Source organism: Thioclava litoralis (assembly GCF_045278885.1).
GTDB lineage: Bacteria > Pseudomonadota > Alphaproteobacteria > Rhodobacterales > Rhodobacteraceae > Thioclava > Thioclava litoralis.
This window is the reverse complement of record NZ_CP135443.1, coordinates 2554085-2566549: the sequence shown is the minus strand read 5'-3', so window position 1 is coordinate 2566549 and position 12465 is coordinate 2554085. Positions and strand designations below refer to the sequence as shown.

Here is a 12465-nt window from a genome sequence, read left to right as displayed (position 1 = left end):
AAAAGGCCGGGATTTCCCGGCCTTTACGCTTCATCCTTCACCCTGCGTGCGTGTCATCAGCAGCATGGCCAGCCCCGAGCAGACAAAGGTCGCGATCACCAGCGGCAGGACGGTGCCGTTGAAGGCCAGCCCGATAGGCGCCGCAATCATCACCGATCCCACGGTCGACAGCGCGGTGATCACCGAGGCCGCCATTCCCGCCAGATGCCCCACATTCTGCATCGCCAGAGCGTTGAGATTGCCAAAGGTGACCCCCGCCATTGCAAAGACCGAGGTGAAGTAAAGGAAGAACACCGCAAAGCCCCAGCCGCTTTGCGGCATGCCCGCAATCTGCAAAGCCAGCATGACCAGCGAAATCACCACCTGCGTGCGATACGCCACCGACACGATCCGGCGCATCCCCAGCCGCACGACAAGGCGCGAATTGAGGAAAGAGAAACTGCCCGCCATCAACGCCCCAAGCGCGAACCACCGCGGGAAATGATCGGTGACGCCATAGGCTTTATAAAGCTGTTCCGCCGAACTGACGGCTGCGAACATCTGAGAAAAGCCAAGGGTCATGATGACAATGTAAAGGCAGACCTGCCGGTCGCGCAGCACTTCGCTGGCACCGGCCACAAGCGCGCCCAGCCGCAGGGGACGACGGCGCTCGGGCGGGAGGGTTTCGGGCTGACGCAGGAACAGCCATGTTACGCCGATCGTCCCGAACAGACAGAAGACATAGAAGATGCCACGCCAGTCGGAAAAGGCGATGATGGCCGCCCCGATCGAAGGCGCGAGCGCCGGCACGATAATGAAGATCATCATGATGATCGAAGTCACCTGCGCCATTTCCCGCCCGCGATAGAGATCACGCACCAGTGCCATCGGCACCAGACGCGGGCTGGAGGCCCCGAACCCCTGAATGAAACGGGCGACAAGCAGCGCCTCGAGCGAATTGGCAGAGATCGCGATAATGGCACCGGTCATATAGATGACGATCCCAAGCGCGATTGTGACACGGCGCCCAATCGCATCGGAAATCGGGCCGACAAAAAAGGTTCCGGCCCCCATCCCGAAGACGAAGGAGGTCAGGATCAGCTGGGCCTTGTTCACATCCTCGGGGGTGAGGGCTGCGGCGATATCGCTCAAGGCCGGAAGCATGGCGTCAATCGAAAACGCGACTGTGGCGATCAGAGACGCCAGCATGACGGTGAACTCGCGCAGCGACAACGTCCTAGCCGTCTGCTCGAGGCTATGGTCCATATGGGTCATGTATATCTCGAAGAAGGAATGTTTGAGCCTGACTATAATAAGCAGCCTTAGCGCGTCCACCTTTTAGGACGCGCAAAAAAGCACAACCGGCAATATCAGATGTGCAGCGCCTGAAAGCCTCAGTTCAGAATGGCATCCGAAGGCGCGCCAGACAGCTCGTCGATCACTTTCAGCCACAGCTCTTTCGGCTGGGCGCCGGTGATGGCATGGGTGTTGGCCACGATGAAGGTCGGCACAGCGGTGATGCCGCGCTCGCGGGCATGGGCATCACGGCTGGCAATCGTGTCGCAATCGGCATCGCTGGCCAGAAGGCGGCCAATCATCGTGCCATCAAGCCCCGCCGCCTGCGCAATGCGCACCAGTTCGCGCGGATCGCCGATATCGCGCCCCTCATACCAATGCGCCGCCATCACGCCCTCCATCACAGCGGTTGCTTTCTCTTCCAGACCGGCCCAATAGACCAGACGCAGCGCATCCAGCGTGTTTGGCTGGCGCAGCACTTTCAGCGGGTCAAGCGGCAGGGCATCGGAGGCGGCGATCTCCAGCAGCTGCTGATGCATCTTCACCGCTCCGTCCTGCCCGAATTTGGCCTGCAGGTAATCCGCGCGCGCCATGCCCTCGCGGGGCATGGAAGGGTTGAGCTGGAAGGGGTGCCATGCCAGTTGGAAAGGATGGCCGGGCCGCTCTGCGAGCGCGCGGCGCAGCCGTTCATAGCCGATCAGGCAGAAGGGGCAGACCGGGTCGGCAAGGATATCAAGCGCGATCATGGGCTTTCTCCAGAGGGGGCAAGACGTTCAGAACGTCTGTGTTTCAGGCCCGACCTCTGGCGTCAAGACGCAAGCTCACGCGGCGCCATCTTCCTCCTCGTCATCGCCGAAGTTTTCATCCTCGTCATATTCGTCTTCGCCATCGCCGACATATTTTGCGGAATTGCGGATCGAGTGGTCATCATGGGTCGGGTCCATCACCACATCCGAGGGCAGCTCGCCCGCCAGCCATTCGCGCAACTCTTCAGCAACATCTTCGGCCTCATCGCCGGTGGCGTCGCACACAGCCTTGATGAAAGCGCGCCGGTCGCCATCGATCTCTTCGAGGTCATCCTCGGTCAAGTCGGGCCAGCGATCGGTGATCGCCTCGTAAAACGCGGTCCAGTTCTGCTCGACATGGCTCCATTTCATGGCGTCCTCCTGAGTAGCAGCCCCTCATGACGGGGCATCGTCATCCTGTGGAGAGAAAGCCCGCCCATCGTCATTTGTTCCCAACTATCTGCCACCCCGCAGGCAAGGAGGCAAAGCACGGCAAAGACGGGCAGCCTCCGGTCCAAGAACCGGAAAACGCACAAAACAAAAGGGCCGTTGCTTGCACATCGGCCCTTCTTTCAATGCGGCATATAGCAGGGCCCGCAAGGCCCGCCACAGACGCGTTCAGTTCATCCAGCCCTGCACGGTGCGCGCGCCATCGGACACGTCATCCCCGACGCCTGCAATCGTGTTGCACGCGCTCAGCGACACCATCAGAAGGCCAAGCAAAACGAGCTTTTTCATTTGTCTGCCTCATACCACCAAGTGTCGGGCATGAAGCCCGGCCAGTCACCATAGACCGGCAAGGTTTCGGGATAATGAAGGCTGGATTTATGTGCAAGCCTCGTGCTTTTGGAATACCATGCGGGGATCACATAGCGCCCCTGGGTCAGGATCCTGTCCAAGGCCCGCACTGCGGCCACGTAATCATCGTGATCAGTGGCTGCCAGCATATGGCGGATCATCGCTTCGGCGGCGGGGCTTGCCATGCCCATGTAGTTCCAGCTTCCCGGCTGCGCCACACCGGCAGAGCCCCAATAGAGCATCTGCTCGTTGCCCGGGCTCAGCGAGAGGGCGCGCCAGTACCATGTCATATCGAACTGGTAGTTGCGCGCGCGCTGGACATATTGCGCATCGTCGATCGTGGTCACGCGGGCCTTGACGCCGATCCGTTCAAGCGCCTGCACATAGATATCGACCACCGATTGCGGATCATAGGGGCCGCTGCCATAGCCGCCGCCCTGACGCAGCAGGATCTCGAACTGGAACGGCTGGCCCGACGCATTGCGCAGCACCCCGTCACGCGCCACAGTCCAGCCTGCGTCTTCCAGAAGTTTCAACGCCTTGCGCGTGTTCTTTCGATTCATCTCCCGACCGTCCGAGACGGGCAGGGGCGTGCCCTCCAGCGTGCCCGGGGCAAGCTGGTCGGCAAAGGGGGCCAGCAGAGCCTTGACCTTGCCGCTGGCAGGGCCGGGCTGCATGCCTAGCTCAGAGTTGGAAAAGAACGATATAACGCGGGGTTCGGCGCCATTGTTGAGAGTCTTGTTGATGAATTCGAAATTGAAAACCTCGGTCAGCGCCTCGCGAACCCGCCAGTCCTTGAACAAGGGGTTGCGGGTATTCATCACCAGACCGTCAATTCCCGAAGGACGGGCATGCGGGATCTCGTCCTTGACGATCTCGCCGGATTGAGCGGCGGCAAAATTGTAGTTATTCTGCCAGCGCGCATCGCTCATCTCGCGCCATGCATCGACATCCCCAGCTTTAAAAGCTTCGAATATCACATTGCCATCCTTGAAATATTCATGGCGGATCGTGTCGAAATTCCAAAGGCCGTGATTGAAATTCACATCCTTGCCCCACCAGTCGGGATCGCGCTTGAAGCTGATGAACCGTCCGTTGGAAACCTGATCCACCACATAAGGGCCAGAACCGACCGGAACCATGTCGGTGGTCGCCTCGAAATCCTTGCCCGCCCATTGCGCTTTTTCCAGAATAGGGCGCATCCCCATCAGCAAGGCCAGCTCGCGGTCGGGGGCGTTGAAGGTGATACGCACGGAGCGCGGACCGGTCTGGCGGATGTCTTTCACCTTGGCCCAGGCGTTGCGGTAGCGCGGATGCCCGTGTTCGCCAAGCGTCTTGTAGGACCAGATCACATCCTCGACGGTCACCGGCTTGCCGTCGGAAAAATGCGCTTCGGGACGGAGCGTGTATTCGACATAGCTGCGCGCCGCATCGGTATCGACGCTTTCCGCCAGAAGACCATAAAGGGTGAAGGGTTCGTTGATCGAGCGCGCCATCAGCGACTCGGTCACATATTGGCTGATTCCCGTCGCAGGCCGGCCAAGCAGAATCCACGGATTAAGAGAATCAAACGTGCCGACTTCGCCCAGTTTCAGCGCACCGCCCTTGGGCGCGTCGGGATTTGCATAAGGCAGGTGGTCAAACCCGTCGGGCAGGGCAGGCGCACCGGTCATCGCCAGAGCATGCTGCGGTGCCGCAAAGCCTTTTGAGCCAATCAATAAAGGGCTTGCTGCAAGCATGGCACCTATAAGCATGCGTCTAAAGGCGGTTCGTTGCATCGCGATGATCCCGTTTCTGCTCGTGGTATTTGAAGGAAATCTAACGGAGCATTAGGGCTTACGCAATTTTCCCTTTGAAACTACGCGCAGTTCGGCCTATAACAAACTCACTGCTCGATAGGTTTCTTGCCTGTATGAAACCTGCCTCATGACTTAGCGCCCGCCTTGTGCGGGCGTTTTTTTTGGTTCTAACGGCAGTTCTTAGCCAGTTTCCCGCTGCAGTTGCATCCATTAACGTTTTGAACGCGCAGGTTTTTTAGGTCCAAATCAGAAAGGCACCAGCCCGGAAAGATCCGGCGGCACCTCGACGAAGCGGTTTCAGATAATAGGGCGCTTTTGCTTGATGCGATTCGTGAACGCAAGCGAAAAAACCGCACGGCTGCGTGAATAAGCGATTTTTCACGTGATTGGACCTTGCCAGATTCGGCCCTAGGATGATGATCGCAGGCATAATCCAAAGGAGGACCTCATGAGCCTAAACGGAAAAACTGCAGTTATTACCGGATCTAATTCGGGAATCGGATTGGGCGTCGCCCGCGAACTGGCCCGCGCGGGGGCGAATGTTGTTCTGAATTCTTTCACGGACCGTCCCGAAGATCATGAACTGGCGAAGAGCATTGCACAGGAATTCGGCGTCGAGGCGCGCTATATCAAAGGCGACCTTTCCAAAGGGGCCGAGGCGCGTGGCCTGATCGAGCAGGCTGGCACCTGCGATATTCTGGTCAATAATGCCGGTATCCAGCATGTGGCCCCGATCGACGAATTTCCCGTCGATAAATGGGACACCATTATTGCCATCATGCTCAGCTCGGCGTTCCACACCACGGCTGTCGCACTGCCGATGATGCGCAAGGCAGGCTGGGGACGGGTGGTCAATATCGCCTCGGCCCATGGCCTGACCGCCTCGCCCTACAAATCGGCCTATGTCTCCGCCAAACATGGCGTGGTGGGCATGACGAAGGTTGTGGCCCTGGAAACCGCGAAAGAGCCGATCACCGCCAATGCGATCTGCCCGGGCTATGTGCACACGCCTCTGGTCGAGGCGCAGATCCCCGATACGGCCAAGAAATACAACATGACCGAAGAAGAGGCGGTGGAGAAGATCATTCTGGACCGTCAGCCTTCGAAACAGTTTGCCACCGTCGAACAGATCGGCGGCACGGCGGTATTTCTTTGTTCGGACGCAGCGGAACAGATCACAGGCACCACGATTTCGGTCGATGGTGGCTGGACCGCCTTGTAAGATCGCTACCGAAGGGGGCGCAGGCCCCCTCCGATTTTACCGGCACCGTTCCGACGGGCACGATTGGTCGCCCGATTGCGGCTACACCATGATGGATTTGTAATTCAAAGCGGTTTGAAACGGCTGCGGGAGTATCACGGATGGACACCAAAAGGATCAATCTCGCGCTTCAGGGCGGCGGCGCACATGGGGCCTTCACATGGGGCGTTCTGGACCGCCTCCTTGATGAGGACTGGATCGAGATCGCCGCCATCTCCGGCACCTCTGCGGGCGCGCTGAACGGTGCCGCGCTGAAATCCGGACTGGCGCAGGCAAGCGGCACGAAAGGGCGCGAGGCCGCCCGCGAGGCGTTGAACTGGCTGTGGTCGCAGGTGGCCGAAGGCAATGATTTCCGCACGGATCGCTGGGTCTCGGCACTGTTTCCCTATCCGGACACGGTGACGCGCTGGTTCGACCTGTTCACCCCTGCCTTCTATATCGAAAACTGGCTGAGGCTGCTTTCTCCCTATGATTCCGGCCCGTTCTATATCAACCCGCTCGCTCGGGTGGTTCAGGATCTGGAATTCGAGAATGTCTGCGCCAAAGAAGGACCGGCATTTTTTGTGTCGGCCACCAATGTGCGCAATGGCAAGATCCGTATTTTTTCGGGCGATGAGGTCACGCCCGATGCGCTGCTGGCATCGGCCTGCCTGCCCAACCTGTTTCGCGCGGTCGAAATCGACGATCCCGTGACCGGACGGCGCGAAGCCTATTGGGATGGCGGTTACACCGGCAATCCGGCACTGTTTCCGCTTTTCGAGCCGCAATTCCCGCGCGACATCATGATCGTGAATATCAATCCACTGGCGCGCGAGGGCATTCCGACCACGCCACAGCAGATCGAGGAGCGGATCACGGAAATCTCGTTCAACACCTCGCTGCTGCGGGAATTGCGCGCGATCAATTTCGCCCGTCGGGTCATCGCCGAGAAGCACCTGCCCGAACGCGCGATGAAAGACGTGCTGATCCATCTGATTGCCGATGACGACACGATGCTGTCGCTCAGCCAAAGTTCCAAGGTCTCTCCCAGCTATGGCACGCTGGGGCGGCTGAAAACGGCCGGTCAGCAGGCGGCAGACCGGTTTCTGGACCAGCATGCCGACAAAATCGGTAAGGAGCCTTCGGTCAATCTGGCGGAGCTTTTCGGCTAACCCTTGCGAAAACGCGGCTCAACGCGGTTTGGGCGCGTCTTTTTCCGTGGGATAGACCAATCCGGCAGAGATGATCAGCTTGGCAGCATCTTCGATCGACATGTCGAGATAGGTGATCTGCGAACGCGGCACAAACATCAGAAATCCCGAGGTCGGGTTCGGTGTGGTCGGCATGAAGACCGAAATCAGCGGATCTTCGGGGGTATCGGCCAGCCGCGCGACCTCGCCCTTGGCGGTGGAGGAAACGAACGCCATCGCCTTGATACCGGGGCGCGGATATTCGATGATACAGGCGCGGTCGAATTTTTCTTCGCCTTGGCTGAAAACCGTTTCCGCAATCTGCTTGATACCGGAATAGACGGAGCGCACGACGGGGGTGCGGTCTACAATCGCCTCCCCCGAACGGATCAGCGCGCGCCCGAAGAACCCTTTGGCCAGCCAGCCGACAACCAGCGTGAAGATCAGGAAGATCAGCACCCCGATCCCGCGCAGATTGACCCCGATATAATGTTCGGGGCGCAGCTCGTGCGGCACCAGCGGCAGCACCCAGCCATCAACCCATCCTGCCACCGTCCAGATCAGCCATGCTGTCAGGCCGATAGGGGCAATGACCACAAGACCGGTCAGGAAAGACGCCCTGATCGCGGCGAAGCGCCGGCGGGGCTTGGGTTTCTGGTCGGTCGGGGGAAGGGTCATACCATGTCCTGCAATCACGAATCCCCCGCCTGCCGGGGGCAACCCGCCCTAGATGGGAGAGCCCTACCGCTTTAGCAACATTTGCTTAGCGCAAAGTGACGATTTCTTTCGCAATTTGCGCCGCCAGTCGCGCATTGTTCAGAACCAGCGCGATATTGGCGGCAAGTGAACGCCCCTCGGTCAACTCGAAGATGCGTTGCAACAGGAAGGGTGTGACCGCTTTGGCCTTGATATTGCGCGCGTCCGCCTCGGCCAGAGCCTGTTCGATCACCGGTAGGATGACCTCGCGCGGGATCTCTGCCTCGGGCGGCACCGGATTGGCCACAAGCTGCCCCCCCGGCAGACCCAACGCTGCCCGCATCAGCGCCGCTTTCGCAATCTCGGCAGGGTGATCCGCCCGCAACGGTGCCGCAAGCCCTGAATCGCGCGACCAGAAGGCGGGCAGGGTATCCTGCCCATAAGCGAAGACCGGCACACCATCGGTTTCCAGCACCTCGAAGGTCTTCGGCAGATCCAGAATGGCTTTGGCACCAGCACAGACCACGGTTACGGCGGTCTGGCCCAGCTCTGCCAGATCGGCGGAGATATCGAAGCTTTCTCCGGCACCGCGATGCACGCCCCCGATCCCGCCCGTCGCAAAAACCGAGATACCCGCCCGCTGCGCACAGATCATGGTGGCCGCCACCGTGGTGGCCCCATAGGCCCCGCGCGACAAACAGACCGCCAGATCGGCCCGCGAGACCTTCATCACCCCTTCGGCCTGTGCCAGTTCCTCGAGTTGCGGATCGCTCAAACCGATATGGATACGGCCCCGCATCAGGGCAATCGTTGCGGGCACGGCCCCTTCGGCACGGATCGCGGCCTCGACACGGCGCGCTGTCTCGATATTTTGCGGATAGGGCATACCGTGGGTGATGATGGTGGATTCTAGCGCCACAACGGGCTGTCCTGCCGCGAGCGCGGCAGAGACCTCGGGGGTGAAGACAAGTAGATCGGTCATGTCGCAATATCTCCGGAAACATAACGGGCAGCAGCCAGAAGGGCGCGCGACAAAGCCTCTTCGCGCGGGCAACCAGCATATTCGGCCACCAGATGGGCAGCCATGAACGTGTCGCCCGCGCCAGTCACGCGGGAAACCAGAACCTCGGGCGGGCAGGCGGTCAGGACGCCCCCTGCCGACATATCGGCCGCATCGCGCCCGCCATCGGTCACCAAGGCGCGCCGCGCACCACGACGGGCCAGCCCCTCGGCGGCCTCGCGCGCCGAGCGGAACTGGCTCTGGCACAGAATGCTCGCCTCTTCGAGATTGACATAAAACGTGACGCGGGGATGGGCGAGTAATGGCAAAAGCCGCTCGGCCTTGCCAGGGCTGGCCGGGGCCACGCGCAAATCGGCGCGCGCGAAAAGCGGGGATCGGGCGATCTGTGCCAGAAGGTCGGTCGTCAGATTTCCGTCCAGCGCCACAGGCCCGTGCCAAGGCGCGTCGGCAGAGCCCAGACGGCCATCCGCCAGCGGCTGCAGGATCTTGTCGCCCGCGGCCTCCAGCGAATGCGCGTCGGCAAGCGCGGCCACAAGGCCCGTCGCGCATTCTATCGCCATATAGCGATCCGTCGGCAGGTCAGCCGAACGGTAGACATGGCCCGCATCAATCCCCAGCCGCCCGGCCTGCGCCAGAAGCTCCACCCCCTGACTGTCGCGCCCGACGGCGGATAGCAGGATAGGGCGCATACCGAAGCGCGTCAGGGTCATCGCGATATTCATTGCAACGCCCCCCGGCAAGCGGGTGATCCGTCCGGGCATATCCGCCCCGAACCGCATCGGAGCGGGCGTCCGGCCGATAATGTCCCACAGCACCGAGCCGATACATACTATGTCACGCATCTCTGTCATAAGCCCTCCTTGCCGCGCGGCAGAACACGGCGCAAGAGAAACCTGATCAGAAGGTCAAATCAAGATCCAGCCCGCAATCGAAACTGTCATACCGGTAAAGCGCGACATTCGAGCGGTTATTGGTGTAGCTGCAGCGCAGCTTCGGAACACTGTTGCCAATGCGGATCTGGCGGAAGCTGGCAAAGACCGAAAGCTCGGCCGTCTCGTCATGACGCACCTCGCCCAATAGCGGGAAATCGGCATCGTAGCGGCGCCAGTCATAGCGCAGCGTGGCCCCCGCCGTCACCTTGCGCCCCAGCGGACGGACGATCCCCGCCGAAAGACCCAGCGCGCGATACCGATGATAGTCCAGCCGCACATCCGAGCGCCCGAGCCGCAGCCCGTAACTTAGCTGGGACGCCCCCGCCTGATGTGAGAAACTTCCAGCAGCTTGGTAAAAACGCCCGTCATAGCCTTGTTTATCAAGATAATCCCGATATTCCGCCAGGAGTGATCCGCTGAGGCTGGCTTGCGGCACCGACGCGGCGTCCAGCCACCAGCGCTTGCGGGCCACAACCCCATAGGCGCGATAATCCGAAGTCTTCTGATCCGCCAGCCCGTCATAGGCCCGATACCGGCCATAGGCACTTACCCCCCAGTCATCCGGTGTGAGGAGGTTTTCATAGGCCAGCGTCACCGACGGCTGGAGATAGCGCAGATCGCGCTGCGCATACCACTCGCCCGAAAGCACAGAGGACAGACGCAGCCTGTGGCCGGGCGCAGGGTGGAAGATCCAGTCGCCACTGACCGAAAACTCCGCGCCGATGCCGGTTTTTTCATCACCGCCATTCTCGATCAGAAAGGTGCCGTAATCGGTCACCAGATAGGTCTGCGAGGAACTGCGCGCGATATTGGTCGAGGGCAGCAGACCGAACGATCCGGAAAATCGGAACGGATGCGCGCGATCGAGCTGCCGAAGCGCCGCAAGATAGGCGGGACGGTTGCGCGTTTCATGCCGCAGCACATAGCGCAGAACGGCCTCGGCCCGCTGCGGCCTGCCCATCTGCGCCAGAACCCTGTCAATCGCGCTGGCCGCAGGCCGGTAATCAGGGCGCTGTGCGGCAATCTCGCCATAGACTTTCAACGCCTTGAGCGGCTGCCCCGACATCTCCAGCTGCGCGGCCAGCGCCATCCACTGTGCAATCGTCCGCGTCTGCTCGGCGCGCAGGGGCAGGGTGCAAAGCCCCACAAACAGGAAGAACCAAACAAAACGCATCAGAACAGAGCGGGCAAAAGACAGCACGTGGGATATCCGATTTCAAAACGTAAAAAGATGCGCCAATGCTGGCGCATCCTATCAGTCATCATAAGCGATAAAGTCAGTCTTCATAAGCCACAAAACCACCGCCCGTGGTTTCGGTCACGCCCTCATCGGTGGTGAACGTGCCCTCGACATCGCCAAGCGCCATCAACGCATCGTCCTGCTCGTAGACATTCCCGGTCATCGTCAGGTCGAAATCGGCCCCACCATCGCCATCCGACAGATGCCCCGTCGCACTTGCGTCAATAGCCGCGGAGGTCACGGTGCCATCCACCGTCAACGCGCCGGAAACATTGCTGACTTTCACCGGATTGGCTTCATCGGACGTATCGAAGAGCGCGAAATTATCCGCCGTGCCGCTGACGGTGCCATTATCGAAATCGACATCCATGCTCAGCTTGCCGAGCGCATCAATCTCGTCCTCCTCTTCCTCGATGCTGAAGCCCATATAGCCCGACATGGACACAGCGCCCGAGGCATCGGTGGCCACGGTGGCATCGCCGTTCTCCACGGCGGCAATAGCCTCGTCATATTGCGTCATCACCGTCGCCGCCTCGGACGCGCTCAGGCGGGCACCGCCACCCGTGCCGTTGCTGCCACCGCCGCTGCTGCCACCACAGGCAACCAGCGCCGTACAGGCCAAAAGTGCAAAGCCGGAAAGTTGAATACGCATGAAATTCTTCCTTTGATATGCCTGCGCAACATCGTCACGCCCTTAGGTAACGGGAAGTTGAGGTGATGTGATACCGCACCGCAACCTAGGAATTCTTATAGGTTGCGATCTGCGGTAAACGCTGCGTAAACTGGAAAATGGTGGGACAAGTCAGGTAAAATCGGCCGTGAACATTATCACGGACCGGCGATGTTGATGTTAGACAATTCGGGAGCCGAGGCACGTTTATGAGACGTCCCAAGCCACAAGACCCTTTCCTCCAGACGCCCGAACCGCTTGCGCCTGCCTTTACACCGCCCGCATATGAACGCCCCCAGCGCCGCCCCTTCGAGGGTGCCTATCTTCTGGTCGGCGGTGATGGCAGAATTTCCAGCCAGACCGAGGCCGCAACAGAATTGCTGAACGCCTCGGACAGCTTTGCAGAATGCAACGGCCAGTTCTGCGCCGATGCGCCGGTCTTACGGGCACTGGATGAGGTGATCCTGTCGCAATCGCTGGTGCCTGTGCGGCTGGATGTGAGCGACAGCAAGCTGGGGCGGATCACCTGCCATATCTTTGCGCATAAGGGGCTTAAAAATACGGCGCTGGTCTATTTCTGGGCGGCCAATATGACACCGGAGCCTGCCTTCTCGACATTGCTGAGCAAGCGGGAATTGCAGATATTCCATATGATTGCCGACGGGATGCGCCGCGACCAGATCGCGTTTGAGCTGTCGATCTCGCTGGCAACCATCGATCTGCATATGACCGGATTGCGGCGCAAACTGGGGGCCAAAACCCTGCCGGAGGCCGTGGCGCGTGGCTACGAGCTGGGTTTGCGCTGAAATCTGCGCCCTA

13 protein-coding genes are annotated in these 12465 nt (G+C 60.2%); 3 read left to right on the top strand and 10 right to left on the bottom strand.

Going from position 1 to position 12465, the window contains the following annotated elements:
• Positions 1 to 30 precede the first annotated feature (30 nt).
• The 5 genes from RPE78_RS12720 to RPE78_RS12700 form a co-directional block, all read right to left on the bottom strand.
• Positions 31 to 1254, bottom strand: coding sequence for a multidrug effflux MFS transporter (locus RPE78_RS12720; RefSeq protein ID WP_339107296.1), 1224 nt, complete (start codon positions 1252 to 1254; stop codon positions 31 to 33).
• A gap of 119 nt (positions 1255 to 1373) precedes the next feature.
• Positions 1374 to 2021 (bottom strand): DsbA family protein, encoded by a 648-nt coding sequence (locus RPE78_RS12715; protein ID WP_406720755.1) that lies wholly within the window; start codon positions 2019 to 2021, stop codon positions 1374 to 1376.
• 75 nt (positions 2022 to 2096) lie between these two features.
• A complete protein-coding gene (locus RPE78_RS12710) occupies positions 2097 to 2432 on the bottom strand; it encodes a hypothetical protein (RefSeq protein ID WP_339107294.1) in 336 nt (111 codons plus the stop codon).
• A gap of 246 nt (positions 2433 to 2678) precedes the next feature.
• Complete coding sequence (locus RPE78_RS12705; RefSeq protein WP_339107293.1) at positions 2679 to 2798, bottom strand: entericidin; 120 nt, start codon at positions 2796 to 2798, stop codon at positions 2679 to 2681.
• Positions 2795 to 4636, bottom strand: a complete 1842-nt coding sequence (locus RPE78_RS12700) for an extracellular solute-binding protein (protein WP_406720754.1) — start codon at positions 4634 to 4636, stop codon at positions 2795 to 2797. The genes RPE78_RS12705 and RPE78_RS12700 overlap by 4 nt, the downstream gene beginning before the upstream one ends.
• A 469-nt stretch (positions 4637 to 5105) precedes the next feature.
• Between RPE78_RS12700 and RPE78_RS12695 the strand changes: the two genes are divergently transcribed.
• The gene (locus RPE78_RS12695) at positions 5106 to 5879 is read left to right on the top strand and encodes a 3-hydroxybutyrate dehydrogenase (protein ID WP_339107291.1); all 774 of its coding nucleotides are present in this window, start codon (positions 5106 to 5108) and stop codon (positions 5877 to 5879) included.
• Between the two features lie 140 nt (positions 5880 to 6019).
• A complete protein-coding gene (locus tag RPE78_RS12690) occupies positions 6020 to 7069 on the top strand; it encodes a patatin-like phospholipase family protein (protein WP_339107290.1) in 1050 nt (349 codons plus the stop codon).
• Between the two features lie 18 nt (positions 7070 to 7087).
• Here RPE78_RS12690 and RPE78_RS12685 read toward each other — a convergent pair whose 3' ends face one another.
• The 5 genes from RPE78_RS12685 to RPE78_RS12665 form a co-directional block, all read right to left on the bottom strand.
• Complete coding sequence (locus RPE78_RS12685) at positions 7088 to 7765, bottom strand: DUF502 domain-containing protein (RefSeq protein WP_339107289.1); 678 nt, start codon at positions 7763 to 7765, stop codon at positions 7088 to 7090.
• Positions 7766 to 7850: 85 nt separating this feature from the next.
• The gene (locus RPE78_RS12680; protein ID WP_339107288.1) at positions 7851 to 8765 is read right to left on the bottom strand and encodes a pseudouridine-5'-phosphate glycosidase; all 915 of its coding nucleotides are present in this window, start codon (positions 8763 to 8765) and stop codon (positions 7851 to 7853) included.
• The gene (locus RPE78_RS12675) at positions 8762 to 9655 is read right to left on the bottom strand and encodes a PfkB family carbohydrate kinase (RefSeq protein ID WP_406720753.1); all 894 of its coding nucleotides are present in this window, start codon (positions 9653 to 9655) and stop codon (positions 8762 to 8764) included. The genes RPE78_RS12680 and RPE78_RS12675 overlap by 4 nt, the downstream gene beginning before the upstream one ends.
• A 46-nt stretch (positions 9656 to 9701) precedes the next feature.
• On the bottom strand, positions 9702 to 10937 hold the full coding sequence (locus RPE78_RS12670) for a surface lipoprotein assembly modifier (RefSeq protein WP_406720752.1): 1236 nt from the start codon (positions 10935 to 10937) through the stop codon (positions 9702 to 9704).
• A gap of 76 nt (positions 10938 to 11013) precedes the next feature.
• A complete protein-coding gene (locus tag RPE78_RS12665; protein WP_406720751.1) occupies positions 11014 to 11628 on the bottom strand; it encodes a hypothetical protein in 615 nt (204 codons plus the stop codon).
• A gap of 227 nt (positions 11629 to 11855) precedes the next feature.
• On the opposite strand from RPE78_RS12665, the gene RPE78_RS12660 reads away from it, so the two are divergent.
• Positions 11856 to 12452, top strand: coding sequence for a response regulator transcription factor (locus RPE78_RS12660; protein ID WP_406720750.1), 597 nt, complete (start codon positions 11856 to 11858; stop codon positions 12450 to 12452).
• Positions 12453 to 12465: the final 13 nt, after the last annotated feature.

What these genes read in the sequence shown, in the direction of transcription:
- RPE78_RS12660 (WP_406720750.1), top strand. Translation starts at nt 11,856, where the DNA reads ATGAGACGTCCCAAGCCACAAGACCCTTTCCTCCAGACGCCCGAACCG.
- RPE78_RS12720 (WP_339107296.1), bottom strand. Translation starts at nt 1,254, where the DNA reads ATGACCCATATGGACCATAGCCTCGAGCAGACGGCTAGGACGTTGTCG.
- RPE78_RS12700 (WP_406720754.1), bottom strand. Translation starts at nt 4,636, where the DNA reads ATGCAACGAACCGCCTTTAGACGCATGCTTATAGGTGCCATGCTTGCA.
- RPE78_RS12680 (WP_339107288.1), bottom strand. Translation starts at nt 8,765, where the DNA reads ATGACCGATCTACTTGTCTTCACCCCCGAGGTCTCTGCCGCGCTCGCG.
- RPE78_RS12685 (WP_339107289.1), bottom strand. Translation starts at nt 7,765, where the DNA reads ATGACCCTTCCCCCGACCGACCAGAAACCCAAGCCCCGCCGGCGCTTC.
- RPE78_RS12690 (WP_339107290.1), top strand. Translation starts at nt 6,020, where the DNA reads ATGGACACCAAAAGGATCAATCTCGCGCTTCAGGGCGGCGGCGCACAT.
- RPE78_RS12710 (WP_339107294.1), bottom strand. Translation starts at nt 2,432, where the DNA reads ATGAAATGGAGCCATGTCGAGCAGAACTGGACCGCGTTTTACGAGGCG.
- RPE78_RS12675 (WP_406720753.1), bottom strand. Translation starts at nt 9,655, where the DNA reads ATGACAGAGATGCGTGACATAGTATGTATCGGCTCGGTGCTGTGGGAC.
- RPE78_RS12705 (WP_339107293.1), bottom strand. Translation starts at nt 2,798, where the DNA reads ATGAAAAAGCTCGTTTTGCTTGGCCTTCTGATGGTGTCGCTGAGCGCG.
- RPE78_RS12695 (WP_339107291.1), top strand. Translation starts at nt 5,106, where the DNA reads ATGAGCCTAAACGGAAAAACTGCAGTTATTACCGGATCTAATTCGGGA.
- RPE78_RS12715 (WP_406720755.1), bottom strand. Translation starts at nt 2,021, where the DNA reads ATGATCGCGCTTGATATCCTTGCCGACCCGGTCTGCCCCTTCTGCCTG.
- RPE78_RS12665 (WP_406720751.1), bottom strand. Translation starts at nt 11,628, where the DNA reads ATGCGTATTCAACTTTCCGGCTTTGCACTTTTGGCCTGTACGGCGCTG.